This window comes from Puia sp. P3 (assembly GCF_050632245.1).
Classification (GTDB): Bacteria; Bacteroidota; Bacteroidia; order Chitinophagales; family Chitinophagaceae; genus Puia.
This window is the reverse complement of sequence record NZ_CP192583.1, coordinates 3,096,257-3,117,169: the sequence shown is the minus strand read 5'-3', so window position 1 is coordinate 3,117,169 and position 20,913 is coordinate 3,096,257. Positions and strand designations below refer to the sequence as shown.

Sequence of the window (20,913 nt, the reverse complement as noted above, 5' to 3'; positions counted from 1 at the left end):
CAGTGCCGAGCGTCATCAGAAGGGTATTGACCACGTCGGCCATGGAAGTCTTGACCACGGTCACCGATTCGAAGGGTACTTTGTATTCCACGTCGGCGGGGAAGAACTGCCGCAGTTGGGCGAGTTCTTTATAGATGCCTTCGGCCGTGCGCAGGGCGTTGCTGCCGGGCGCACTGGTAAATTTGGAGATAGGAGGCGCGCTGTCCGTCGACGAAGGAATTGCTGGAGAAGGTGAATTTCCCGAGTTCGACGCGGGCTATGTCCCTGAGGTAGACGAGTTCGCCAGTGGCGGGGAGGGTCTTGACGATGATGTTCTCGAATTCTTTGACCTTGCTCAGGCGGCCGTTGACGAGGATCCCGATCTCGAAGGTCTGAGCTTTGCTCTGCGGTGGTACGCCCGCCGAACCGGCCGCTACCTGGACGTTCTGGGCGTTGAGCGCGTTGATGACGTCCTGTGGTGTGAGGCTATAGGAGGCCATCTTCTGCGGGTTCATCCAGATGCGCATGCTGAAATCGTCGGTGAAGCGGGTGATGGTGCCGACGCCGGGTACGCGGAGCAGCGCGTCCTGGACGAAGATATTGGCGTAGTTGTCGAGGAAGGTGATATTGTGCGTGCCGCGGGGCGCGTAGATCGCGACCATCATCAGCATGCTGGGGTTGACGGCGCGTACAGTGATGCCGAGGCGGCTGGCGACTGCGGGCAGCAGGGGTGTGGCGATGCTGACGCGGTTCTGTACGTCGAGAGCGGCGACGTCGATATTTGTGCCAATATTGAACGTGACGTTCATCGTCATCAGGCCGTTGTTGGTGCTGTTGCTCTGCATGTATTCCATGCCGGGCGTACCGTTGACCTGTTGTTCGATGGGGGTGGCCACGGTCTGTTCGACAGTTTGTGCGTCGGCGCCGGTGAATTGTCCTGTGACCTGGACGATCGGCGGGGTGATATCCGGGTACTGGTCGATGGGCAGGACGAAGATACAGATCGTACCGGTGAGCACGAGTACGATGGAGATCACGATTGCGGTGACCGGCCGTTTGATGAAAGTATTTGCGATCATAAAGAAGTTATTTTAGCGTCCGCGTCCACCTGCTGCGGGTCCTTGTCTGTTGGCGGTAGTGATCGGAGAACCGTCGTGCAGGGTCTGGATGCCGTCTACGATGATGCGGTCGCCGTCGTTGAGGCCGGATTTGATGATCGTGTTGGGGCCGATGGTCTCGCCGGTTTCCACTCTTACCTGGATAGCGGCGAGGTGCGGGCCATTCGAGGTGTCAGGTTCGGCCTTAGCCGCGGAGTCCGGGCCGCCGCGGTGGATGATCGTGTCTTTGGCGATATAGACAAAATATTCGCCCATCTGCTCGACGATGGCGCGGGAGGGGATGACGATCTGTGGTGTCTGCTCCTGGTTGTGGACGCGGACCACGCAGCTCATGCCGGCGCGCAGTTCCTGTGTGTTATTGGGGAATACGAGGCGGATGCGGATGGTTCCCGTCTGGGGATCGACGGCGCGGTCGATCACCGACAGTTGGCCCGGCTGTGAGTAAACGGCGTGGCTGGGCAGGTCGATCGTGAACAATGAATCTATTTTATGCTGTGTCTTTGACTGCAGGTCTTTGAACTGGCTGAGCTGCGCTTCGTTGACGAGGAAGTCGACGGCCATGGGGTTGTCGGTCGAGATCGTGTTGAGCAGCGTGCTGCCGGAGTTGACGAGGTTGCCGAGCTTTACCTGGCTGAAGCCGATGGTACCGTCGAAGGGGGCGGTGATGAGGCTATAGGTAAGATTGGTAGCCGCGGTCTTGAGGGCCTGTTCGGCGGCGGCGACCTGGTTCTTTGCGTTCTGCAGCGCGATCACGGCGTGGTCGAGGGTTTGTTTGGCCACGGCGTTGTGCTGGATCAGGTATTGATAGCGGTCGGCGTCCTGCTGGGCCTGGACCTGGTTGCCTTCCGCGACCTTGACGTTGGCGGCGGCCTGGTCATAGGCGGCCTGGTAGAGGCGTTCGTCAATGGCGTATAATTTTTGTCCCTTATGGACGTGGGTGCCCTCCGTAAAATAGATAGCGGTGATATATCCCGTGACCTGTGCGTGCAGGTCTACCTGGCTAAGCGCCTGGGTGGTGGCGGGATACTTGTCGTAGTACAGCACGGACTTGCTGTTGACCGTGGACAGGTTGACGGGGGTGGGGGGATTGGGAGCCGGCGGCTTCTGCTGGCAGGAGAAAAGCGCGAGGCTGATGATGAAAACCAGGGACAAGACCAGTCTGCTCATAGTATTATTTTTGTGCACCGGTGATGTGTTTTATTCCAAAGTAACCCATCCCCGGTGCACGGCTAATGATGGGCCTTCGGCCGGCGGACCCGTGGTCCGCCCAATCAATTTTGTCTATTGACGGTGCCGTTGACGGTGATGACGCCCATCGATCTTTCCAGGTCGATCTTGCTGGCCAGCACCTGGAAGAGTGCGTTCTGGTAGCCGAGTTCGGCCGTGATGAGGTTCGATTCGGCGGTGATCACGTTGAGATACGGGACGGTACCCTGCTGATACTGCAGGGTGACGATATCGAATACTTTCCGGGCGAGGACCGAATTCTCGTGGGTGGAGCTAAGATTGTAGAGGTTGCTTTTGTAGGTGGCCAGTGCGTTGGTGTATTCAGCATATATTTCTGACTTCAGGCCGGCTTCCTGCCAGTCGAGCAGGTCGTACTGGAGCTCGGCCTTGCGGATGTTCTGTGTACGGGCAAAACCGGTGAAGATGGGCAGACTGAGTGAAAGGCCTACGTAAGAATAGGGATAGGAATGGGAGAAAAGGCTGCCGAAGGAATTGTTCTGAAACGTATAGTTGTAGTCGAAGAAGGCGCCGACCGTGGGCAGCCAGGCTTTCCGGTAGTAGCCGATCAGTTGGTGCTGGATGGATTTGGAGGACTGTAGTACCTGGAACTCGATGCGTTTTTCGTACTGAAGGTTCTGGGTCGTGTCGAAGGCGATATCGTTCTTCATCTGTGCGGTATCGTAGAGGACGTTGAACTGTTGCGCCGGGGGAAAGCCCATCACTTGCTTGAGCTGGGCGTATTGTGGGGTGACGCTTTCAGTTGCCTGTTTTAATTGCGCTTTGGAATTGTTGAGGCTGATGACGGCCTGGTCGTAGTCGGTCTCGTCGACGATTCCGCCGAAGTATTGGTGATAGGTGTCATTGACAGTCCTGGCGAGGCGGGAGGTATCTTCTTTGAGGACGCTGATCTGTTCGAGTGTGAGGAGGAGGCCATAGAAGCTCTTGCTGACGGCGGCGACGATATCGATCTTCGTGCTGTCCCTGATCTGTTCGGCCTGTTTGATATATAGGGGGCGTCCTTTGCGGCGTAGAGCAGGGCGGGGTTGAAGATGGTCTGGGTCACGGAGAAGACGGGGGTGAAGGTATTCACGACGCCGGTCTTTTGCTGGGTGACTGTGCCGGTGTTGGCGTTTTTTATGAAGTTGGTGGGGAGAGATAGGTAGTGGGTCAGGTTGCCCGAGATGCCTGCCTGGGGAGCCATCCGGCCGTATTGATCTTGTTGTTGGCGTGGGCGATGGCGACGCTGATCTGTGCCTGGTTGACCGTTGGTTGGTTCTTCAGGGCATAGGCGATGCACTGGTCGAGGGACAGCGCGGTATCCGGCCGGTTGGCTGGTTGGGTGGTTGGAGCGTTGGCCCTTTGGGCGGTGGCAGCAATCGATATACATATCAGGCCAAATGCGAGTACGGGATGTCTAAGACAGGCGACCACTGAGATGTTGTGCATATCGATTCGTAAGATTTACAATATGATGGTGTGTCGATCGATAGGTCAGGCGAGGTCAGGTCGGAGAGAGAACAGCAAAGATTGCCTTTTTGGTAATTCTATGAATTAAAATGCTATTAAATAAGAAGTTGGAGTTATTTTGAACCCTGGGGTTCAGGGGTTCGGCGTTGCGGGTGGTTTCGCGGTTCACGCTGTCACTGCAGGTCCCGGGAGGTGCGGTAGGAGGTGCCTTTGAAAAGGGCGATCAGCTGGCCTTCTGCGTTGGTGGTACGGACCTCGTAGATGCCGGTGCGGTTGCCGAGGTGGGTCTCTTTGGCCTCGACGGTGAGGACTTCTCCGGTGCGGGCGGGGCGTGCGTAGTGGATATTGGCGTCGAGGGCGACGGTGAGGGGGCCGTGGCTGTTGCAGGCAAAGGCGAAGGCGGAGTCTGCGGCCGAGAATAGGATACCGCCGTGGACGATTCCAAAGCCATTGAGCATGTCTTCGGTGGTGGTGAAGTGGAGCCGGCAATAGCCGCTGCCGCATTCGTCGATGACCAGTCCCATCCATTTAGAGAACCTGTCCTTGTCCATCATTGTGTGGATGGCCTTTATGGCATCGGCGGTCGTATTGGGGTCTGGGGTTGGCCCTTTAGGCTGCTCCATAATAGACTTTATCTTTCCGGCTGGAGAGCAGGGAGAGAACCTCGTCTCTGGTGCCGGTAAAGGGACCGGAGCCTTCGATCTTGAGGGTAGCCATGGCTGCCGCAAATTCGCCCGAGTCCTGGATGCCTGCTCCTTTTACGCGCTGGTAGAGGTAGCCGGCCATATAGGTATCGCCGCAGCCGGTGGCGTCGACCACGGAGGTGGTCGGGACATAGGCGGGTATAGTATAGAAGGTATGGTCGGTATAGATAACGGAGCCCATGCTGCCAAGGGTGATGACCAGCTCGCTTTACGCCCCAGTCGGCCAGGACGAAGGCGCCTTCCCGGACGTCGGTCTGGCCGGTCAGAACTTCCATTTCATGTTCATTAACCTTTATAACGTTCACGTACTGAAGGGCTTCTTTCTTAGCGGGCCAGTCGATGGCCAGCACGTTTTGGTGCTGCACTTTCCTTAGGTAGCCCTGGGCATCGAGGGAGACTTTGCCGTGGCGGGAGAGGGTGCGGATGACGTCGACGGGGATATCGCCGGCCAGCAGGGGGCCGAGGTGGTAGTAGCGGGCGTCGACGGGGTTGAGCTGGTCGACTGTAAAGGGATCCGCGACCTGCAATACTCTTTGTGTCCGGTGGTCCTGGTCCTCGGGGTAGATGTTCTCGAAATAGACGGTGTGGCGGCTGGGATAGACCTTGACGTCGATGCCTTTTTCGCGGAGTTCTTCGACGGAGTGCAGCTCGCTGTTGGCGAGCGCCGTCACCAGTGTGTAGCGTACGTCCATACGCGAGAGTGCATTCGAGAAGTAGAAGGCCGTGCCTCCGGCCATATGTACGGTAGATCTGGGTGTTACAACTTTATCCAGTGTGATATGTCCTACGCAGCAGATTTCGTATTTGTGCATGTCCGATTTACAATTTATTAACATCCTTTGTTCGTGAACATTCTGTAAAATTACGGCTTTTTTTCCAAAAACGGGAGAGGCGGGGCCTGTATTGTGCGGGGGGTGACGGCCGCTAAAAAATGCCTTGGCGCAGCGGAAAATAAGTCGAAAAACTTTTTCCGCGGCTTGCAGGGGTCGATTTTTCTTCTTTACTTTGTAATTCAAAGTACTTTTAAATAATGAGGTGGCGATTTTCTTTGTCTTATTTTTTGATCATGGTGCTGCTGTTTGGGGTGGAAGTTTTTATCGGCGCGAGGATGCATGACGCTATTATCCGACCCTATGGGGGAGACTACCTTTGTGTGATCTGGTTGTACTGTCTGGTGAGAAGTTTTGTGGACTGGCCGGCGTGGAAGGTGGCGCTGGGTGTGCTGGTGTTTGCCTATATGATCGAGACGCTGCAGTATTTCGGGTTTGCGGACAGGCTTGGTTACACGAGGCCATCGCTGATGAGGACGCTGCTGGGCAGCTACTTCACCTGGACCGATATTTTCTGTTACACGCTGGGAATATTCACCGTAATCTGCTGGGAGGGATTTTTATGTCAACGTTTGTACACAAGGACTCGATAGTTCGCCGGATATGGGGCAGTGCGGACACCATCCTCTTTATTTTTGCAGGGGCATCGGCGGAATTCGCCCTGAATAAAGCGGTGGACTGGCTTTATTTCACCGGCAAGCTGCCTGCCGACCCTCTGGGCCGACTGTTCTCGACGGTCGCCTACGCGCAGAAGATCGTTTTTGCAGAAGAGGACAGGGCGCTGCACGCCATCGACAGCATCACGGCAGTCCACGCGGCGGTGGAGGCCAACCGCGGCGGAAAAATACCGGACGAAGCCTATCTCGACGTGCTCTTTCAGCTGATCGACTATTCGATACGGGCCCACGAACTATTGCACCGGCGTCTGACCATTGAGGAAAGGGCCGAGGTATTCCGCGTCTTTCACCGTGTCGGCGCGCGGATGCGGCTGAAGAACCTGCCCGGCAGCTATCCCGCCTGGGAAAAGATGCGCGGCGCCTACCTCGAACAAAACCTGACCTGCAGCGCGTTTACCAAAGACCTCTACCACCGCTACAGGCTAAGCCTGGGCGGATTCCGCTATCAGCTGCTGCTGCAGGCGCAGGTTATGCTTGCGCCGCGCCCTGTGAGGAGACTGCTCGGGCTTTCTCCCGTCCGCTGGTTATGGCCGGTAGTCCAGTTATACAAAGCAGTCCGGTTCCTGAGGCTGGACAGGCTGTGTAAGCTGATCATCCTTCCCAAAAATACAGCGGGCAGGTGTTTCGGCTCGATGTACAGTAGATTACATATCCACTTCCAGCTCATGGCCGGTAATGGCAAAGAAGAAGTTTTGCAGCTGGTGCAGGGATTTGATGCCGACGCGGGTGGGTGTCGAATGCCGCAGGCGGAGTCCTTCGGAAGTAAATTCGAAGTCCGTATGTGTATTCCCGTAACTGATGATCCATTCGTCGCGGACAAAATTCCGGAAGCCGCATTTCTCGAGGATCTTTGGCGTCAGCGCGATGGGGGTAACGTCCTGAAAATCGATCTCCTTGACGAGTTCGACGACTTCGGTAACATAACTGTCTTCGTAGAAACGGCCTGAATTGGCGGCCACTTTGCGGCTGATATTGATCTGCGTATCGTAGATGAGGGCGTTGGAGAGGAGCTGTTGGACTGTGATCACTTCACCTTTGCGGTTGAACACCTTGTTGCCCATGCGGAGTTCTTTTGCGTGTAACATAGAGTCTATTTAAGATTAAGAAATACAATGAATTGTCTCATGGTATTTCAAGGGTATAGACTCTTTACGGATCAACTTCGGGGGACAAGATACTAGCTGATGATGAAATATGCAAGCCCATGTGGATAACTTCGGCTATCTTTAGTATAACCTTATTACTCACTTAAAAAAAATTGCTTGTATGCATTCACGTCGTGATTTCCTTCAGAAATTGACCGGCTCGGCGGTGGCCCTTTCTTTTTGCCACATCATCTTTCAGCGGAGACCGATACGCGCCCTTATGACGGGCCTATGCTGCGTGTCGCCATCATGGGACTCGGGAGTTATGGAACGCGGGTGGCGGAAGCAATGCAGACCTGTAAGAAGGCCAAACTCGTCGGCGTTATCAGCGGAACTCCGTCGAAGGTAAAAGCCTGGCAGGCCAAATACAATATACCCGAAAAGAACTGCTACAACTATGAGACCTATGACCAGATAAAGAACAATCCCGATATCGACGCGGTCTATATCATTACTCCCAATGCGCTGCATAAGGAAGCCGCCATCCGCGTGGCAAAAGCGGGGAAGCACGTCATCAGTGAAAAGCCCATGTCCGTCACGGCCAGGGACGGGCAGGAGATGGTCGACGCGTGCAAGGCGGCGAAGGTGCGGCTGCTTGTGGGCTACCGCATGCATTTCGAACCGCATACGCTAGAGATCATCCGTTTGCGAAAAGCCGGAGAGTTGGGTAAGATCCTTTTTTCCAGGGGCTGTCGGGCTTCACCATCGGCGACCCGACGCAAGTGGAGGCTGAACAGGCAACTGGCCGGAGGAGGATCGATGATGGATATCGGTATCTATTCCATCAACGGTTCCCGCTACATGATCGGAGAGGATCCCATTTGGGTAACCGCTCAGGAGACCAAGACCAATCACGAAAAATTCAAGGACGGTGTTGACGAGACCATCCAGTTCCAGATGGGCTATCCCGGCGGAGCGGTGGCGTCCTGTCTGTCGACCTATAGCATGAATAACCTGGACAGATTTTTTCTCAACGGGACTTCGGGCTTTGCCGAGTTATTGCCCGCGACCGGCTATGGGCCTATCAGGGGACGAACCAATAGGGGAGAACTGGACCAGCCAATCACCACGCATCAGACGGTTCAGATGGACGAGATGTCCGGTATCATTCTGGAGGGCAAACAGCCCGTTGTGCCGGTAGACGGAGAGGAAGCCGTCAAGGACCTGAAGATCATCGACGGGATCTACGAATCCATCCGCACCGGTAAAAGAGTTGACCTGCATCTATAACAGAAGACCGGGCCCTTAACAGCAGGAGGGCTTCTAAAGAACATTGCGTCTCCTGACGATAAAGACAAAGCCCCGCCAGGGGGCTTTGTTTATGGGGAGCAATCGCAATCATCGGCTAGGCCTCTACCTGAAACGCGATTGGTAGCTCAAGCCTTGTTTTCACATTTTTACCTCTGACTTTTCCGGGTTTCCATGTGGGCATATTGCTCACTACTCTCAGTGCCTGTTCGTCCAGGCCATTGCCCAGTGGGGAGCCAATGACGTGGGCTTCCTGCACCTTTCCCCGTTCGTCTACGACAAAAGAGACTTTTATCGTTCCCGATGTATTGTTGTCGATGGCCTGCTGCGGATATTCTATGTTGTTATTGACATAGTCATCGAGTGCAGCCTGGCCGCCGGGAAATTCGGGCATCGCTTCGGCACGGGTGTACACACCTTCCCTGTCCTTTTCAATCTTCACGGTATTGTTCTTATCAGGCATTTTAATAGACCACTTTCCTTTTCTTTTAGCAACGGTGTTGGATTTGGACGATAAGGCTTTGGTTGTTGCGGTATCGGAACCGGTGATCGCCGTGGAGACGGAGGTATCTGTGGACATAGTCCCGCTGGAGGCGGTGTCGTCGTCCGACTTGTAGTCGTTGCTGTGACAGGCCGCCAGGCTGAAGAGGACAAAACTTCCAATGACGAGCGAACGGGTAAGTCTAGCTTTTTTTAGATTCATAACATCGATTTGGTGAACGAATGCTAATACCATCAGCGTATCTTAGCCTCTGTAGTCGTTTCAAATCGGATGCCATGATGCCAACGCGCCTGTTGCCACCTCTTGTCTGGGGAAATATGTAGACAATCTGCTACAGCCTAAGGGAGCTGGTCCTTAGCGATCACCGTCCAGTCTTCGCCGCCGTGTCCTTCGGCGATATAGCGGTCCATTTCCGCTGCGATCGCGGGAATGACCGCCAGTTTGACTCCAGCCTTGTCGGCCGCTTCCATAAAGAGTCCGGTGTCCTTACGGGCCATATTCAATTCCCATGACGGTTGGCTATAGTCGCCGGTGGTCATTCGTTTCAGGCGTCCGGGAAGCATTGCGCCGGGATTCCAGTTGTCGAACAGGGAGGAGATGTCGCTGACGGGAATGTTCATGGACTTCGCAAGGCCTAGGGTATCCGCGAGTCCGGCGGTAAAAGTGACCAGAAAATTATTGCCGATCAGTTTCATTGCCGCGGCCTTGCCTGTCGCTTCGCCGAAGTTGAGCAGTTTGCCCGTCATTTTGGAGAGGGCCGCTTCGTTGCTGGCGATAACGGACTGGTCGCCGGATACCAGCATAAAGCCGGTGCTTTCGAGGGCATTGACGGGGCCCATGAAGACGGGAGCGTGGAGGTAGGTATATCCCTTCGCCTTCCAGTCCGCGGTCCTTTTGACGGCGCCCGACGCGGAGGTGGTGGTATGGTCGATAATGGTCGCGCCTGGTTGCAGGCCGGCGATGGCAGCCGCGAGGACTTCGTCGACGCTTAGGTCATCCTTTAGCGTGAGATGTATGGTATCCGCCCCCTTTACTGCATCTGCAATGCTGGCAAAGGCTTTCGCTCCGTACTTCTCCAGCGCTGTCGCTTTTGCCGCAGTCCGGTTCCATACCTGTACCTTTTCTCCCTTGCCGATGAGTGCCCGGACAAAATTTGAGCCCAGTAAGCCCATTCCTAAAAATGCTATCATGAAATTTTTTGATAAATTTAAGCATTACTATGGAACAGATAAGCCCTTCTCCCATCGACACAAGACAACTATTCAGACCGCTGAACGAAAAATTGCTCGAATTGCTGCGTTCCCTGACGCCGGAAGACTGGACGCGCCCGACGGTCGCGAAGCTCTGGAATGTAAAGGACGTAGCCGCGCACCTGCTGGATACCCAGATCAGGACCATGTCCTCACAGGGTGAGAAATTTACTGGTGAGACTCCTCCGACCTCGTCGGCCTACGCCGTTCTGGTGACCTGGCTCAACGGTCTCAACTCCGACTGGGTAAAGGCTTTCCGGCGGGTGAGCCCCTCTGTTCTGGTCTGGCTGCACGAGATGACCAGCGAACCTGTGACCGTCTATTACGAGTCGCAGGATCTCTATAAGGAAGCTGTTTTTGCGGTATCGTGGATGGGTGAGGAGAAAAGCGTCAACTGGATGCATGTCGCCCGTGAGTATACGGAGAAATGGCACCACCAGCAGCAGATACGGGACGCCACCGGCCGGCAGGGGATCATGACGCGCGAGTTCTTCTTCCCGATGATCGATACCTTTCTTCGGGCCCTTCCCTATGCCATGCGAGGCGCCGATGCGCCCGCCGGCAGTGTCATCCGCGTCAGTATCCAAACGGATGCCGGGGGCGACTGGTACCTGGGGAAAGGCGATAACGGATGGGCCTTTTGTGCAAAGACTGTCAATGATCAGTATGCGGCAACGGTAAGTCTGTCTCCGGAAATAGCCTGGAAACTATTTTCGAAGAGCATCCGCCCGCAGCAGATAGCGGCCTTCATCAAAGCTGGAGGGAGACCCGGCGCTGGCCTCGGCGGTGCTGCATATGGTTTCCGTGATGGCCTAGCGCTGCGCGTGGACGGCCCGGAGGTATAGGCGCATCGATTGTCCTGCGGTCTGGCACCATTTATCATAGGTATCGATGGCGATCTGGCGTTGTTCTTCCGTCACGTATCCGTCGGAGACCAGTTGTGTTCCTCTCATCTCGGCGACCTTTGACCAGATGCCCGCGTGCGTCTGCCAGCCGTCTTCACCTTTTTCGCGATACTCGGACTCGTCCTGGTTCAGCGTGATCCGCAATCCCTGCGATTCGAGCATTTCCGGGAGGCGGTCGATGACGTCGTTATACATACCGGAATCGGCACGCCAGCGGAGGAACTGGTCGTAGAAGGAACGCATTTCCGGCGGGGGAGCGGGCTGCCAGCTGATGGCCTCGTGGTTGTAGTCGAGTACGCAGAGCACGCCTTCGGGCGCGAGCAGGCTGATCATTTTCTGAACGACTTTTATGGGGTCTGCGATCCATTGCAGCGTCCGCGCCGTGGTAATGACGTCGAAGCGGAGGTGCGTGTCGTATTCGAGGATATCGACCGCTTCAAAACTAAGGTTGCCGATGCCTGCGAATTTTTGCCGGGCCTGTGTTATAAGTTCGGCGCCTCTGTCGATGCCGAGGACGAGGCCATCCGACCCGACCTGTTCGGCGATCCCGGCCGTGATGGCGCCCGATCCGCAGCCGACGTCGAGTACATGTTGGCCCGGGCGAAGGACGGTCAACAGGTTGGCGTTGGAAGCCCGGAGGGACCGCTGGTCGATCACTGAGTTGGTGCCTTTTGGCATCTCGGCGCGTTGATAAGCATTCGTTTTCATGGGGCTAATCTACAGAAAGAGATTTGCAAATTTTTTGCATCCATGCGCGTTTTGTACGAATAAATGCTATATTTAGTGCAAATAAGTTGCAAACCATGGAGAAGCAAAGAAGAAACATCCTTAAAAGGATCCTACTTTCTGTAACCGGCGCCGCCGGGATGGGCCTGATCGCCAAAGCCGAGACCGCCGCCGCCGCGCCCGAAAAGGCCGCTTCACGTGAGAAGGCTCCCGAAAAAGAGGTCTTCAACGTCGTTGAGAACCAGCAGGTGCCGTTGTTCTCTTCCGTGACCAAATACAACGGGATGGTGTTCCTCGCCGGCATAGGCGCGCATGTGGAGCCGTTCGAGATCAAGGCGCATACGGAGATCGTGCTGAAGGAAATGGAGAAACAGCTGACCGCTGCCGGATCGTCGATGGAGAAGGTATTGAAGGTCGGCGTGTTCCTGAACGATATCGCGGACTATAAGGGGATGAACGAGGTCTATCAGGGGCGTTTTCGGCAGCAAGCCGCCGGTTCGTACGACGGTCGCCGTCGCGAAAGGTGGGGTGCCGGGCAATTCCCTGGTGGAAATGGATTGTATCGCCTACGTATAGCCGATATAGGGCCCATTCAACTTTAACACCCAAAACTTACTGTTTATGCAAAGAAGAGAACTCTTCAGGCATCTCTCTTTTCTCACGCTGACCGGCGGAGCCGTCAGCCTGACCCTGCCATCTTCGGCGAAAAGTCTTGTCGCCGCGTCGCCGCTAAAGCGAGACCTTTTTAAAGAGCTGGGTATTCGCACCTTTATCAACGCGGCCGGAACGTATACCGCCATGACGGGATCGCTGATGCACGACTATGTCGTGGAGACCATCGAGGACGCTTCCCTTCAGTTCTGTATGCTCGACGAGGTGCAGGACAAGGTAGGGGAGAAGATCGCGGCGCTGGTCCATTCCGAGGCAGCTGTCGTCACGTCCGGCGCTTTCTCCGCCATGACGCTGGGCCTGGCGGGGATCCTTACGGGTATGGATCAGAAGAAGGTCGAGCAGCTGCCGCACCTCGAAGGCACGGATATGAAGTCCGAGGTCATTATCCAGAAGGCACACGAGATCGTATACAATCATGCGCTGAAAAATACGGGATGCAGGCTGATCTATATCGAGACGCGCGAACAGCTGGAGGCGGCGATCAGCGAGAAGACGGCGCTGCTGCATTTTCTGAATATCGAAGCCGACAAGGGGCAGATCAAGCACGAAGAGTGGGTGGCGATCGGGCGCAAGCATGGCATCCCCACGTCCATCGATATCGCGGCTGACGTCCCGCCGGTATCCAATCTTTGGAAATTCAACGATATGGGTTTTAGCTTTGTCGCCATATCGGGGGGCAAGGCGATCCGGGGGCCGCAGAGTGCGGGTCTGCTGATGGGCAGGAAAGAGATCGTCGCCGCGGCCAGGCTGAGTATGCCGCCGCGCGGGTTCAATATCGGCAGGGGCTTCAAGGTCAACAAGGAAGAGGTGCTGGGTATGTACGTGGCGCTGGACAGCTATATCCACCAGGACCACGACAAGGAGTGGAAGGAATGGGAGGCGGCTACCGCGGTGATCCACCAGGCCGTGAAGCCGGTAAAAGGGGTGACCACAGAAATAAAAGTGCCCGCTTTGGGAAATATCACGCCTACCTTACATATCAGCTGGGATCCGCAGACGGTAAAGCTGACCGGCAAGGACCTGCAGGAGCGGATGCGCAACGGCGAGCCGTCGATCGAGGTGGGAGACGTACAACAATATCAGATCGCGATCACCGTCTGGATGCTGAAGCCGGGGCAGGAGAAGATAGTGGCCACCCGGCTGCGGGAGGAACTGTCGCGCGCTGCGGGCTGATCGTATAACTAATTTTTTGCTATGTATTATAAAACGGGAGTCCTGATCCTGCTGTTGGCCTGCGGCTTTTTGTTGTGGAGGCGCAGCAGCCCTATTCCATTCTGATCCGGAACGGGTGCGTCCTCGACGCGCGCAGCCGGCTGCACGATACCCTGGATATACGCCGTTGCGGACGGTCGCATCGTTAAGATGGGCAAGCATATCGACCCGGCCCAGGCCGTTCAGGTGGTGGATGCCAGGGGGCTTTATGTGGTGCCGGGGCTGATCGATCTGCACACACATGTTTTTTATGGTATCGATCCGTCGCGTGCCTACTGCGGCGGAACGGAGGGGGTTGTTCCGGACGGGCTGTCATTTCGCAGTGGCATTACGACGATGGTGGATGCCGGTTCATCGGGCTGGCGGGATTTTCCCACGTTCAAAAAGCAGGTGATCGACAATTCCCGCACCCGGGTGCTGGCCTTTGTCAATATCGTCGGCTGGGGCATGCGGGGCAGCGCCTACGAACAGGATACAAAGGACATGGATGGCAAACTGACGGCGCAGGTAGCCCGCCAGTATAAGGACTATATCGTTGGCGTGAAGGTGGCGCACTATGTCGGGCCGGAATGGACGCCGGTGGATGAGGCCGTGAAGGCGGGGCAGCTGGCGGGGATCCCCGTGATGGTGGACTTTGGCAGCAGTACGCCGCCGTTGTCGATCAACGAGCTGTTCTTTAAGCACCTGAGGCCGGGGGATATTTTCACCCACTGTTTTGGGCAATTGAAGAGCCGGGAGGCGATCGTCGATGTGGGCACGAAGGTGCTGAAGCCTTTGTACGCGAGGCGCAGCAGCGGGGGACGGTATTCGACGTGGGGTATGGCGAGATCAGTTGCTCATTCAGCCAGGCCATTCCGGCGCTGAAGAGTGGTTTTTATCCCAACTCCATCAGCACGGATATTCATGTCCGTAATATCAACGGCGCGATGAAGGACCTGCTGAATACGCTCTCCAAGTTCATGGCCCTGGGGATGCCGCTGGACTCCGTGATCGCCGCCGCGACACTGGAATCCGGCGCGCGAGATCCGGCACGAAGACCTGGGCCATCTTTTCGGTGGGCGGGCCGGCGGATATCGCGATACTGGGCGTGGAGCAGGGCCGCTTCGGATACTTCGACTATACGGGTTACCGGATCGAAGGGCGTGCTAAATTAGAATGTGAGATGACTATCCGCGACGGGAAGATCGTCTATGATCTCAACGGGATCGCCAGCCCGGTAGTGTTGCCGCGGAATATCTGGTGGGATTGACTTATCTTCCCTGCATGAAGATATCCGCCAGTGTAAAAAGCTCCTTTAACCAGCACGAAACAGTCGTGGCAACCAATGGGGCCGCGAAAGAGATGGCCATTGCCGTTAAGCCCACGGGATTCGGCAGCTCGATCAATGGGGGTGAACTGTTGCTGTTGTCGCTCGCTACCTGTTTTTGCAATGACATTTACAGGGAGGCGGCGAAAAGGAATATTACTATTAGTAGTGTTTCGGTTGAATTTACCGGAGAGTTCGGCGGGGAAGGCGAGCCGGGTTTTAATTTCAACTACAAGGCGGATGTTGTGGCGGACGCTCCGGCTGAGGCTGTGGCTGAATTGATCGCGCATACCGACCGCGTCGCCGAGATACACAATACGTTGAGAAAGGGGTTGAATATTACATTGCAGGGCTAAAGAGTTTTTTCGAAGCAGACGCTGTTGCCGACGCCGATATACTTCCCGTAGTTGGGTGTGGGCGAGTAGCCGCGATTTTTGTAGAGGGCGATGGCCTCCGGCTGGCGCTTGCCGGTCTCAAGCACGGTCTTTTGATAGCCTAGTTCTTTTGCCCATTCTTCGAGGGGCGGCGAGGATAGTTGAGGCGATGCCCAATCCACGTCTGTCCGGCCGGACATACATTCTTTTCACTTCCGTTGCTTCGTTTGTAAAGGCTCTGATGGCGCCGCATCCGACGAGGGCGCCCTCTTCATAAGCAACAATAACCTCGCGCATGTGGTCGGTCTTGTTGAGCTGGGCGTAAAAGCGTGTTCGGCGCCGTCGAGCATGGCCAGATAGTGATCCAGCTGGCTGACCAGTTGCCTGAAGTCGGGGTTGTCGGAATCGGTTCGTATCGTGGTGATCATGTCCTATCAGTATTTTGTATACAACGAATATAGGATCTTCTTGTCCGCGTCTCCCCAGCAGCGGAGCGTATCCTGTTCGAAATGCCGTTTGAAAGCGAGGGCGGCCGCGCTGCTGTCTCTCACGTCATAGCCGATGAGGCGCAGGGCCGTCAGGCTGCTGAAATTATCGGGAGGGACGACGCCTGTAGGTGTCGTTATACCAGTTGCCGAAGCCGCGGTCGGAGAGCTGTTTCCACGGGAAGCGGAAATTGGGGTCGTTCTTGCGGGTGGGGGCGATATCGCCGTGTCCGATAAAATTGGCCGGGGGATATTGTAGCTGGTCTTTAGCCTCGTGAGCAGGTGCAGCAGGCTGGTGATCTGGGCGTCAGGGAATGAATCGATGCCGTTATTGTCCAGCTCGATCCCGATGGATATCGAATTGACGTCCGTGATATTTCCCCATTTGCTGACCCCGGCCTGCCAGGCGCGGAGGTAGTCGTTGAGCATATGGTGCACTGTGCCGTCTCCTGCAGATCACGTAGTGGGCGCTGACCTGGGTGCTCGCTGTGGTAAAGGTCCTGAGGGTTTGCGGGCAGCTGTTCTGCGCGGTATGGTGGATGATGACAAAATTGGGCTTGCGCAGATTGAAATTTGTCGTGCCGACCCAGTATGGCGCGGCGGGGACAGAGTCGGCCCCGGTGGGCAGCGGGTTCTCGCGGATGGTGGTGGCGAGGTCCTTTGCCATACCCTTGTAGACTTTGTTGGTAGCTTTATACGGGTTGACGGTACAGGCGGATACGATCGCGACAACGATGGTGAATAAGATCGGAAACTTCATCACCAAATATAGAACTCATACCCTAGAATATCCTATTGAGAACTCGGACAGTCTGCTGGATGGAGCTGGTGAGTTCTTCGACGTTCTCCCTTTGGACCGGTGTGCCGGTGACGGGGGTAGCCGTGTGGTGCGGGGGCCGGTTACACCTGAGACGGTGGTCGGGCTGAGAAGGTCCGCGTGATCTTCGAGATCAGCCGGGCGTCGGAGTATTCCGGCATCGAGCTTATTTTTTCCAGTCCGGGTCGGTGCCGAACGCTTTCCAGTGGGTGTCGTGGCCGGCCATATCGTCGAAGCAGAGCATATAGATGAGGTTGGGGCGGCGTTCTCCGATGATGGTCTCCCCGAAGAATACGGGTCTTGCGCCTACTTTTTGAAGATATCGATCTCGCCGGCGTCGTTGAACATCCCGATCTTCTTTTGTCCCGCGGATTCGGTAGGGCTCTCGTAGCAGCGAAGTTCGAAGATCCGGTCTTTCTTCTCCGGGACTTCCATCTGCGGCATATGGGCGAAGGCTTTGAGCAGCGAGCTTTCGATGCGTTGATAGGCCGGACTGGTGGCGGCGGCGGCGAGATAGGCTTCTCCTGTTCTCAGGTAGGTCGGGTCGTGCGCAAGCCGGTTGCCGATGGCGGTAAAGGCTTCGATGCTGTCAAACGGGATCAGCACAAATAGCCTGGCGACGGCTTGTGGCTGCGTTTCGACGAAGACGCCTACCTGGTGGATGCCGGCGCGGTTGAGGGCGGGCAGGTAGGCCTGTTCCAGATAGGTACTGGTCAGCTGCCGCTGGTCGTCATTGGCAAACTGGTAGGTTCTGAGCTCGTACCGCTGCTGGGTCTTTTTTGCATTTTCCATAAGCGGGTCGATCGAGCGTTTGCGGGCCCACGATCGCGGCGCCCCAGGTCGATTTTACAAAATTTCGGCGGTCCATACCCTAAAGATAAGAAATGCCGCCTACCTTTATTACATGCTTCAGAACAGGGTCGATCCGGAGGGCCATCTTATCCGAACCAGCGCGCGCGGTGCGTGGATGGGCAACAGGGGATACTCCACGACGAAAACCAGCATATCCTTCGCGCCTTTAAGCTGAAGGCGTGGATCACCTGTGTGCTGGAATTCAGGGGCCGGCAGCGTTCCGTGATGGCTCCCAACCGGTATACCGAGCTTTTCTTTCTCGACGAGGCGACGGCTTTTTCGGCTGGGCACCGGCCGTGTTTTGAATGTCGAAGGCAGGACTTTTTGCGATTTAAGTCATACTGGCTGAAGGGTAATGCGGAATATGGTTTTGACGAGCGTACGCCTATCGCGGAGATCGATACTATTCTGCATCGGGAACGGATCGGGAAGAAGGGGTGAAGGTTACGCATGCGGAAGACATCCGTGATCTTCCGGACGGTAGTTTTATCCGCTGGCAGGGCAGGCCGGCCGTAGTCGTGGGGAGAAGATGTTTTTCTGGTCGCCTTCGGGGTATGAGTTTGCCGCGGCGCGTCCTGCGTCGGGGTCTACGGAGGTGCTGACGCCCGCCTCGATCGTACAAAACTTTCCGCGCCGGTTATGCGCCGCAGCTGGCGGTCTAACTCTCCTGCGACATACTATCTTTCCCGGCGCTGCCGTTGTACTTTCGGATATCGATATCCGATAATCCTATACCCTAATCTCCGAAAACGATGAAAAAATTGTCTCTCCTCGTTGCTGTTTCCACATTTTCTTTAGTTGTTTTTGCCCACACCGCGTCGCCGGCGAGCCATGCGCCCCGGACCTATCTCATGATGAAAAAAGGTAAATTGGTGGAGGTTAACCACGGCCGGAAAAAGCTGGTGAAAAAGGACGTCACGCTGGCTAATCTGACTACCATTCATCCGAATGGGGCGATCGACGCCTCCAGCGGACAGAGTTTGCAGCTAAAAGCAGACGAGTATATGACGATGGACGGGCGGATCCGCAAGCTAAAGGACATGGCTAAATAGTCTTAGCTTTAGTAAAAAACGATATTCTCCAGGACAAGAATGCTGTTATCTATGGCGCCGGCGGATCGCCGGGCGGTGCGGTAGCCAGGGCGCTGGCCGCGGCCGGCGCCAAACTTTATTTGACCGGTCACCGGCTTCGTGATCAATTGCTTTTTTGCCGGGTGAGCGCCTTCCGATAGATCCGATGTATTGTGTCATCGACCAGCCCGGGATCCCGGCCATGGATGCTGTGGGGATAGCCGGGCAGTAGCATGAAAAAACTGTCGCGGTTGTCTCTGATCAGGTTCAGAAAATTCTCACGGCCGATGCGGCCAGCCCATTCAAACCGGGAAAAGTCTTCATTTGTAAATCTTGTGCTGTCGTGCGGCCTGTTATAGGTCGCCAGCACGGCCACCGGGATATCGGGAAGCGGAGGCAGGTGCCTGTATTCGCGGTAGGGGCCACTGGCGGAAGAGGTTGGCCAGTCGCTGAAAACGATGGCGGCTGACTATTGATCTCAGGGTATCGTCGGCGAGGCTCTGTTCGTAGGGGGCCACCCAGTCGTTGGGGCCTTTTCCGCTGCCCGAATTGATCCTGATCTGCTGGTCCTGTTCGTCCGTCAGCATAAAATCCGGTGAGTCGAGAAATACCAGTCCCGATACCTCAGAGGGGTAGAGGGCCGTGAACATCCAAATATAGGCACCGCCCATAGAGTGGCCGATCAGCATATACGGGGGAGCGATCTTTAACTTCTTCAGGAATTCGTGCAGTCTTTTGGCCAGGGCGGCGTCGGTCGCCAGTGTCGTGTCCTCGTCAGACGCTCCTTCGCCGTTGCGGTCATAGGCGATGCCGGCCGCAAACTTCGAAAGACCCGGATACAGCACCTGGAAATCGACGGAGCCGGAGACGCCCATTCCCGCCTCGAAAACGAGAACCGGAGTATGCGGGCGTCGCGCGTAGAGGTTAAAGCCCGTGTAGGTCATCTTTTTCCCTTCTACTGTGATGTCCTGACGCGTGATCTTGTTCTGCGCCCGGCCCATCGCCGGCAGCAGCAGCAGAAACAATAATTTCTTAATACCCCTCATAGGAATTCGTATGATAATTTGCGGGCTCAAATTAAGCGTTAAATGTACAATTCTTCCCGTTTCGCTGTCCTGTTCTCATTCGTCCTCTTTCTTGCCGTTACCGGTGATGCGCAGTCTGCGCACGTCAGCCCTGGGCGCCGACCGAACCCGGTCAGCTGCCACCGGTAGCCAGCCTCAGCGAAGGCGTCTGGCTGAAGGGCGACCTGCACGTACACTCGAGGCATAGCAAGGAGTCCTCCAATAACCCCGAATCAAAGATAATCTCGTTCTCGCTTTCCGTCGGCATGGACTATGTCTGTATAACGGACCACGACAACCATGTCAATGGCGACGTGGCCAACAATACCTGGGCAGATCCTGAATTCAGGTCCGACTCGCTGCTGCTGCTGCTGTATGGTGCGGAATGGACGACGACCCGCGGGCACGGCAACGTTTTCTCGGCAAGGCCCTATGACCACCAGCGGCTGTACGATGTCCGCGACCAGCGCGACGTTGTGGTCGGCGCGATCAAGAAGGAACTGGGCATCCATCTCTCGGCCAATCACCCGAGCGGCAAGGACCATTTTGGCTATTCCTACGATATGGTCAATTCCATCGAGGTGTGGAACTCGGCCATCTGGTCAAAGAATGCCAACGCGATCATGATCTGGGACGATATGCTGTCTTCCGGCCGCAAGCTGACCGGAAGAGGGGGAAGCGACGCCCACCACGGCAGCCCCGAGACGCCGGATAAAGCTACGAAGAACAGCTATCAGGCCAAAGCCAACTATGTCGGCACGCCGACGACCTGGGTCTTCGCTACTTCCCGGACCACGCAGGCCGTCGTCGACGCCCTCACCAACGGGAGGGTAGCGGTCAGCGCCAATCCTTTTGCTCCGCGGGTGGAGTTCTACGCCGACCTCAATGGCGACAATAAAATGGACATGATGATGGGCGACAACGTCAGGGCGACGGGCAAGCCCGTCAAGTTTCGTGTGCAGCTGAGCGGTAAGACCGTTGGCGACTCTACGTATACCATCAGTGTGATCAAGAACGGCAATCCGTTCGGTACTCTCCAGACAACCGGGAAGCAGCATATAGTAGAGTTTACCGATACACCGGAGACCATTGGCCGAACTTATTACCGTGTCGAGGTGACGGGTCCGTCCACGCCCTATCCGCAGGTTCCGGGATCGATGGCGCTTAGCGGGAATATGGTTGGATTGTCGAATCCGATCTATTTTAATTTTGACCCTAATTTTTAATAGCTGCGTTGCCGGCGCCGCTGAAGCGGGCATTTTCGTAACTTTAGTCTGTACCAA

The 20,913-nt window shown here is 55.9% G+C and carries 33 protein-coding genes and 2 pseudogenes; 15 read left to right on the top strand and 20 right to left on the bottom strand.

Annotation, left to right across the window (positions count from 1 at the left end):
* Nucleotides 1-70 precede the first annotated feature (70 nt).
* From ACQ86N_RS18955 to ACQ86N_RS18920, 8 genes and pseudogenes are all read right to left on the bottom strand, one after another.
* Nucleotides 71-136, bottom strand: a pseudogene (locus ACQ86N_RS18955) (hypothetical protein); the annotation flags it as partial.
* Nucleotides 129-1,058 (bottom strand): efflux RND transporter permease subunit, encoded by a 930-nt coding sequence (locus ACQ86N_RS18950; RefSeq protein WP_431216501.1) that lies wholly within the window; start codon nucleotides 1,056-1,058, stop codon nucleotides 129-131. The gene ACQ86N_RS18950 and the pseudogene ACQ86N_RS18955, both read right to left, overlap by 8 nt.
* 12 nt (nucleotides 1,059-1,070) lie before the next feature.
* On the bottom strand, nucleotides 1,071-2,264 hold the full coding sequence (locus ACQ86N_RS18945; RefSeq protein ID WP_431216500.1) for an efflux RND transporter periplasmic adaptor subunit: 1,194 nt from the start codon (nucleotides 2,262-2,264) through the stop codon (nucleotides 1,071-1,073).
* 104 nt (nucleotides 2,265-2,368) lie between these two features.
* Entirely contained in the window at nucleotides 2,369-3,043 is a 675-nt protein-coding gene (locus ACQ86N_RS18940) for a TolC family protein (protein WP_431217480.1), read from the bottom strand.
* Nucleotides 3,044-3,097: 54 nt separating this feature from the next.
* Nucleotides 3,098-3,286 (bottom strand): annotated as a pseudogene (locus ACQ86N_RS18935) (TolC family protein); the annotation flags it as partial.
* Nucleotides 3,287-3,491: 205 nt separating this feature from the next.
* Nucleotides 3,492-3,770, bottom strand: coding sequence for a hypothetical protein (locus tag ACQ86N_RS18930; protein WP_431216499.1), 279 nt, complete (start codon nucleotides 3,768-3,770; stop codon nucleotides 3,492-3,494).
* A 194-nt stretch (nucleotides 3,771-3,964) separates the two neighbouring features.
* On the bottom strand, nucleotides 3,965-4,414 hold the full coding sequence (gene paaI, locus ACQ86N_RS18925; RefSeq protein WP_431216498.1) for a hydroxyphenylacetyl-CoA thioesterase PaaI: 450 nt from the start codon (nucleotides 4,412-4,414) through the stop codon (nucleotides 3,965-3,967).
* On the bottom strand, nucleotides 4,401-4,676 hold the full coding sequence (locus ACQ86N_RS18920; RefSeq protein WP_431216497.1) for a carbohydrate kinase family protein: 276 nt from the start codon (nucleotides 4,674-4,676) through the stop codon (nucleotides 4,401-4,403). The genes paaI and ACQ86N_RS18920 overlap by 14 nt, the downstream gene beginning before the upstream one ends.
* Nucleotides 4,677-4,689: 13 nt before the next feature.
* On the opposite strand from ACQ86N_RS18920, the gene ACQ86N_RS18915 reads away from it, so the two are divergent.
* The 5 genes from ACQ86N_RS18915 (at nucleotide 4,690) to ACQ86N_RS18895 (ending at nucleotide 8,377) form a co-directional block, all read left to right on the top strand.
* Entirely contained in the window at nucleotides 4,690-4,869 is a 180-nt protein-coding gene (locus tag ACQ86N_RS18915) for a hypothetical protein (RefSeq protein ID WP_431216496.1), read from the top strand.
* 30 nt (nucleotides 4,870-4,899) lie between these two features.
* Entirely contained in the window at nucleotides 4,900-5,328 is a 429-nt protein-coding gene (locus ACQ86N_RS18910; RefSeq protein WP_431216495.1) for a hypothetical protein, read from the top strand.
* Between the two features lie 233 nt (nucleotides 5,329-5,561).
* Nucleotides 5,562-5,918: a DUF2809 domain-containing protein gene (locus ACQ86N_RS18905; protein WP_431216494.1), complete on the top strand. Its 357-nt coding sequence runs from the start codon at nucleotides 5,562-5,564 to the stop codon at nucleotides 5,916-5,918.
* On the top strand, nucleotides 5,888-6,949 hold the full coding sequence (locus ACQ86N_RS18900) for an oxygenase MpaB family protein (RefSeq protein WP_431216493.1): 1,062 nt from the start codon (nucleotides 5,888-5,890) through the stop codon (nucleotides 6,947-6,949). Before ACQ86N_RS18905 ends, ACQ86N_RS18900 begins: the two co-directional genes overlap by 31 nt.
* 429 nt (nucleotides 6,950-7,378) lie before the next feature.
* Nucleotides 7,379-8,377 carry a Gfo/Idh/MocA family protein gene (locus tag ACQ86N_RS18895; RefSeq protein WP_431216492.1) on the top strand — a complete coding sequence of 333 codons (999 nt, stop codon included), beginning with the start codon at nucleotides 7,379-7,381 and terminating at the stop codon, nucleotides 8,375-8,377.
* A 115-nt stretch (nucleotides 8,378-8,492) separates the two neighbouring features.
* On the opposite strand, the gene ACQ86N_RS18890 is transcribed toward ACQ86N_RS18895, so the two are convergent.
* Nucleotides 8,493-9,098, bottom strand: a complete 606-nt coding sequence (locus ACQ86N_RS18890) for an energy transducer TonB (protein WP_431216491.1) — start codon at nucleotides 9,096-9,098, stop codon at nucleotides 8,493-8,495.
* A gap of 137 nt (nucleotides 9,099-9,235) precedes the next feature.
* Nucleotides 9,236-10,087 carry an NAD(P)-dependent oxidoreductase gene (locus tag ACQ86N_RS18885; RefSeq protein WP_431216490.1) on the bottom strand — a complete coding sequence of 284 codons (852 nt, stop codon included), beginning with the start codon at nucleotides 10,085-10,087 and terminating at the stop codon, nucleotides 9,236-9,238.
* 29 nt (nucleotides 10,088-10,116) lie between these two features.
* On the opposite strand from ACQ86N_RS18885, the gene ACQ86N_RS18880 reads away from it, so the two are divergent.
* On the top strand, nucleotides 10,117-10,992 hold the full coding sequence (locus tag ACQ86N_RS18880; RefSeq protein ID WP_431216489.1) for a maleylpyruvate isomerase family mycothiol-dependent enzyme: 876 nt from the start codon (nucleotides 10,117-10,119) through the stop codon (nucleotides 10,990-10,992).
* Here the strand turns inward: ACQ86N_RS18880 and ACQ86N_RS18875 are convergent.
* Nucleotides 10,960-11,760, bottom strand: coding sequence for a class I SAM-dependent methyltransferase (locus ACQ86N_RS18875; RefSeq protein WP_431216488.1), 801 nt, complete (start codon nucleotides 11,758-11,760; stop codon nucleotides 10,960-10,962). The genes ACQ86N_RS18880 and ACQ86N_RS18875 overlap by 33 nt on opposite strands.
* Nucleotides 11,761-11,855: 95 nt before the next feature.
* On the opposite strand from ACQ86N_RS18875, the gene ACQ86N_RS18870 reads away from it, so the two are divergent.
* Together ACQ86N_RS18870 and ACQ86N_RS18865 are read left to right on the top strand one after the other, a co-directional pair.
* The gene (locus ACQ86N_RS18870) at nucleotides 11,856-12,380 is read left to right on the top strand and encodes a RidA family protein (protein WP_431216487.1); all 525 of its coding nucleotides are present in this window, start codon (nucleotides 11,856-11,858) and stop codon (nucleotides 12,378-12,380) included.
* 19 nt (nucleotides 12,381-12,399) lie between these two features.
* Nucleotides 12,400-13,623, top strand: coding sequence for an aminotransferase class V-fold PLP-dependent enzyme (locus ACQ86N_RS18865; protein WP_431216486.1), 1,224 nt, complete (start codon nucleotides 12,400-12,402; stop codon nucleotides 13,621-13,623).
* 26 nt (nucleotides 13,624-13,649) lie between these two features.
* Here ACQ86N_RS18865 and ACQ86N_RS18860 read toward each other — a convergent pair whose 3' ends face one another.
* A complete protein-coding gene (locus tag ACQ86N_RS18860) occupies nucleotides 13,650-13,805 on the bottom strand; it encodes a hypothetical protein (protein ID WP_431216485.1) in 156 nt (51 codons plus the stop codon).
* A gap of 7 nt (nucleotides 13,806-13,812) precedes the next feature.
* Between ACQ86N_RS18860 and ACQ86N_RS18855 the strand changes: the two genes are divergently transcribed.
* From ACQ86N_RS18855 to ACQ86N_RS18845, 3 genes are all read left to right on the top strand, one after another.
* The gene (locus tag ACQ86N_RS18855) at nucleotides 13,813-14,526 is read left to right on the top strand and encodes a hypothetical protein (RefSeq protein ID WP_431216484.1); all 714 of its coding nucleotides are present in this window, start codon (nucleotides 13,813-13,815) and stop codon (nucleotides 14,524-14,526) included.
* Nucleotides 14,475-14,816 carry a hypothetical protein gene (locus tag ACQ86N_RS18850; protein WP_431216483.1) on the top strand — a complete coding sequence of 114 codons (342 nt, stop codon included), beginning with the start codon at nucleotides 14,475-14,477 and terminating at the stop codon, nucleotides 14,814-14,816. The genes ACQ86N_RS18855 and ACQ86N_RS18850 overlap by 52 nt, the downstream gene beginning before the upstream one ends.
* Nucleotides 14,817-14,925: 109 nt before the next feature.
* Nucleotides 14,926-15,324, top strand: coding sequence for an OsmC family protein (locus ACQ86N_RS18845; protein WP_431216482.1), 399 nt, complete (start codon nucleotides 14,926-14,928; stop codon nucleotides 15,322-15,324).
* Here the strand turns inward: ACQ86N_RS18845 and ACQ86N_RS18840 are convergent.
* The 6 genes from ACQ86N_RS18840 to ACQ86N_RS18815 form a co-directional block, all read right to left on the bottom strand.
* On the bottom strand, nucleotides 15,321-15,449 hold the full coding sequence (locus tag ACQ86N_RS18840; RefSeq protein WP_431216481.1) for a hypothetical protein: 129 nt from the start codon (nucleotides 15,447-15,449) through the stop codon (nucleotides 15,321-15,323). The genes ACQ86N_RS18845 and ACQ86N_RS18840 overlap by 4 nt on opposite strands.
* The gene (locus tag ACQ86N_RS18835) at nucleotides 15,442-15,639 is read right to left on the bottom strand and encodes a GNAT family N-acetyltransferase (RefSeq protein WP_431216480.1); all 198 of its coding nucleotides are present in this window, start codon (nucleotides 15,637-15,639) and stop codon (nucleotides 15,442-15,444) included. Before ACQ86N_RS18835 ends, ACQ86N_RS18840 begins: the two co-directional genes overlap by 8 nt.
* Nucleotides 15,552-15,770: a hypothetical protein gene (locus ACQ86N_RS18830; RefSeq protein WP_431218083.1), complete on the bottom strand. Its 219-nt coding sequence runs from the start codon at nucleotides 15,768-15,770 to the stop codon at nucleotides 15,552-15,554. The genes ACQ86N_RS18835 and ACQ86N_RS18830 overlap by 88 nt, the downstream gene beginning before the upstream one ends.
* 6 nt (nucleotides 15,771-15,776) lie before the next feature.
* Entirely contained in the window at nucleotides 15,777-16,256 is a 480-nt protein-coding gene (locus ACQ86N_RS18825; RefSeq protein ID WP_431216479.1) for an N-acetylmuramoyl-L-alanine amidase, read from the bottom strand.
* The gene (locus ACQ86N_RS18820) at nucleotides 16,156-16,587 is read right to left on the bottom strand and encodes a hypothetical protein (RefSeq protein ID WP_431216478.1); all 432 of its coding nucleotides are present in this window, start codon (nucleotides 16,585-16,587) and stop codon (nucleotides 16,156-16,158) included. The genes ACQ86N_RS18825 and ACQ86N_RS18820 overlap by 101 nt, the downstream gene beginning before the upstream one ends.
* A gap of 363 nt (nucleotides 16,588-16,950) precedes the next feature.
* On the bottom strand, nucleotides 16,951-17,436 hold the full coding sequence (locus tag ACQ86N_RS18815; RefSeq protein ID WP_431216477.1) for an NIPSNAP family protein: 486 nt from the start codon (nucleotides 17,434-17,436) through the stop codon (nucleotides 16,951-16,953).
* Nucleotides 17,437-17,607: 171 nt separating this feature from the next.
* Here ACQ86N_RS18815 and ACQ86N_RS18810 point away from each other — a divergent pair, with 171 nt between their 5' ends.
* From ACQ86N_RS18810 to ACQ86N_RS18800, 3 genes are all read left to right on the top strand, one after another.
* Nucleotides 17,608-17,937 carry a hypothetical protein gene (locus ACQ86N_RS18810; RefSeq protein ID WP_431216476.1) on the top strand — a complete coding sequence of 110 codons (330 nt, stop codon included), beginning with the start codon at nucleotides 17,608-17,610 and terminating at the stop codon, nucleotides 17,935-17,937.
* Between the two features lie 88 nt (nucleotides 17,938-18,025).
* Complete coding sequence (locus ACQ86N_RS18805; protein WP_431216475.1) at nucleotides 18,026-18,223, top strand: hypothetical protein; 198 nt, start codon at nucleotides 18,026-18,028, stop codon at nucleotides 18,221-18,223.
* Between the two features lie 25 nt (nucleotides 18,224-18,248).
* Nucleotides 18,249-18,548, top strand: a complete 300-nt coding sequence (locus ACQ86N_RS18800; RefSeq protein WP_431216474.1) for a DUF6799 domain-containing protein — start codon at nucleotides 18,249-18,251, stop codon at nucleotides 18,546-18,548.
* A gap of 142 nt (nucleotides 18,549-18,690) precedes the next feature.
* Here ACQ86N_RS18800 and ACQ86N_RS18795 read toward each other — a convergent pair whose 3' ends face one another.
* A complete protein-coding gene (locus ACQ86N_RS18795) occupies nucleotides 18,691-18,936 on the bottom strand; it encodes a hypothetical protein (RefSeq protein ID WP_431216473.1) in 246 nt (81 codons plus the stop codon).
* Complete coding sequence (locus ACQ86N_RS18790; RefSeq protein WP_431216472.1) at nucleotides 18,920-19,612, bottom strand: alpha/beta fold hydrolase; 693 nt, start codon at nucleotides 19,610-19,612, stop codon at nucleotides 18,920-18,922. The genes ACQ86N_RS18795 and ACQ86N_RS18790 overlap by 17 nt, the downstream gene beginning before the upstream one ends.
* 155 nt (nucleotides 19,613-19,767) lie before the next feature.
* On the opposite strand from ACQ86N_RS18790, the gene ACQ86N_RS18785 reads away from it, so the two are divergent.
* Nucleotides 19,768-20,856, top strand: a complete 1,089-nt coding sequence (locus tag ACQ86N_RS18785) for a CehA/McbA family metallohydrolase (RefSeq protein ID WP_431217479.1) — start codon at nucleotides 19,768-19,770, stop codon at nucleotides 20,854-20,856.
* Nucleotides 20,857-20,913: the final 57 nt, after the last annotated feature.

Excerpts from the sequence above, each read along its gene's own strand:
- ACQ86N_RS18900 (WP_431216493.1), top strand. The coding sequence starts at position 5,888 with ATGTCAACGTTTGTACACAAGGACTCGATAGTTCGCCGGATATGGGGC.
- ACQ86N_RS18875 (WP_431216488.1), bottom strand. The coding sequence starts at position 11,760 with ATGAAAACGAATGCTTATCAACGCGCCGAGATGCCAAAAGGCACCAAC.
- ACQ86N_RS18830 (WP_431218083.1), bottom strand. The coding sequence starts at position 15,770 with ATGATCACCACGATACGAACCGATTCCGACAACCCCGACTTCAGGCAA.
- ACQ86N_RS18870 (WP_431216487.1), top strand. The coding sequence starts at position 11,856 with ATGGAGAAGCAAAGAAGAAACATCCTTAAAAGGATCCTACTTTCTGTA.
- ACQ86N_RS18940 (WP_431217480.1), bottom strand. The coding sequence starts at position 3,043 with ATGGGCTTTCCCCCGGCGCAACAGTTCAACGTCCTCTACGATACCGCA.
- ACQ86N_RS18800 (WP_431216474.1), top strand. The coding sequence starts at position 18,249 with ATGAAAAAATTGTCTCTCCTCGTTGCTGTTTCCACATTTTCTTTAGTT.
- ACQ86N_RS18860 (WP_431216485.1), bottom strand. The coding sequence starts at position 13,805 with ATGCGACCGTCCGCAACGGCGTATATCCAGGGTATCGTGCAGCCGGCT.
- ACQ86N_RS18880 (WP_431216489.1), top strand. The coding sequence starts at position 10,117 with ATGGAACAGATAAGCCCTTCTCCCATCGACACAAGACAACTATTCAGA.
- ACQ86N_RS18845 (WP_431216482.1), top strand. The coding sequence starts at position 14,926 with ATGAAGATATCCGCCAGTGTAAAAAGCTCCTTTAACCAGCACGAAACA.
- ACQ86N_RS18930 (WP_431216499.1), bottom strand. The coding sequence starts at position 3,770 with ATGCACAACATCTCAGTGGTCGCCTGTCTTAGACATCCCGTACTCGCA.
- ACQ86N_RS18820 (WP_431216478.1), bottom strand. The coding sequence starts at position 16,587 with ATGAAGTTTCCGATCTTATTCACCATCGTTGTCGCGATCGTATCCGCC.
- ACQ86N_RS18815 (WP_431216477.1), bottom strand. The coding sequence starts at position 17,436 with ATGGAAAATGCAAAAAAGACCCAGCAGCGGTACGAGCTCAGAACCTAC.
- ACQ86N_RS18835 (WP_431216480.1), bottom strand. The coding sequence starts at position 15,639 with ATGCGCGAGGTTATTGTTGCTTATGAAGAGGGCGCCCTCGTCGGATGC.
- ACQ86N_RS18905 (WP_431216494.1), top strand. The coding sequence starts at position 5,562 with ATGGTGCTGCTGTTTGGGGTGGAAGTTTTTATCGGCGCGAGGATGCAT.
- ACQ86N_RS18950 (WP_431216501.1), bottom strand. The coding sequence starts at position 1,058 with ATGATCGCAAATACTTTCATCAAACGGCCGGTCACCGCAATCGTGATC.
- ACQ86N_RS18825 (WP_431216479.1), bottom strand. The coding sequence starts at position 16,256 with ATGCTCAACGACTACCTCCGCGCCTGGCAGGCCGGGGTCAGCAAATGG.
- ACQ86N_RS18890 (WP_431216491.1), bottom strand. The coding sequence starts at position 9,098 with ATGAATCTAAAAAAAGCTAGACTTACCCGTTCGCTCGTCATTGGAAGT.
- ACQ86N_RS18945 (WP_431216500.1), bottom strand. The coding sequence starts at position 2,264 with ATGAGCAGACTGGTCTTGTCCCTGGTTTTCATCATCAGCCTCGCGCTT.
- ACQ86N_RS18920 (WP_431216497.1), bottom strand. The coding sequence starts at position 4,676 with ATGGGCTCCGTTATCTATACCGACCATACCTTCTATACTATACCCGCC.
- ACQ86N_RS18865 (WP_431216486.1), top strand. The coding sequence starts at position 12,400 with ATGCAAAGAAGAGAACTCTTCAGGCATCTCTCTTTTCTCACGCTGACC.
- ACQ86N_RS18790 (WP_431216472.1), bottom strand. The coding sequence starts at position 19,612 with ATGAGGGGTATTAAGAAATTATTGTTTCTGCTGCTGCTGCCGGCGATG.
- ACQ86N_RS18855 (WP_431216484.1), top strand. The coding sequence starts at position 13,813 with ATGGGCAAGCATATCGACCCGGCCCAGGCCGTTCAGGTGGTGGATGCC.
- ACQ86N_RS18915 (WP_431216496.1), top strand. The coding sequence starts at position 4,690 with ATGACCAGCTCGCTTTACGCCCCAGTCGGCCAGGACGAAGGCGCCTTC.
- ACQ86N_RS18885 (WP_431216490.1), bottom strand. The coding sequence starts at position 10,087 with ATGATAGCATTTTTAGGAATGGGCTTACTGGGCTCAAATTTTGTCCGG.
- ACQ86N_RS18895 (WP_431216492.1), top strand. The coding sequence starts at position 7,379 with ATGCTGCGTGTCGCCATCATGGGACTCGGGAGTTATGGAACGCGGGTG.
- paaI (WP_431216498.1), bottom strand. The coding sequence starts at position 4,414 with ATGGAGCAGCCTAAAGGGCCAACCCCAGACCCCAATACGACCGCCGAT.
- ACQ86N_RS18805 (WP_431216475.1), top strand. The coding sequence starts at position 18,026 with ATGTTTTTCTGGTCGCCTTCGGGGTATGAGTTTGCCGCGGCGCGTCCT.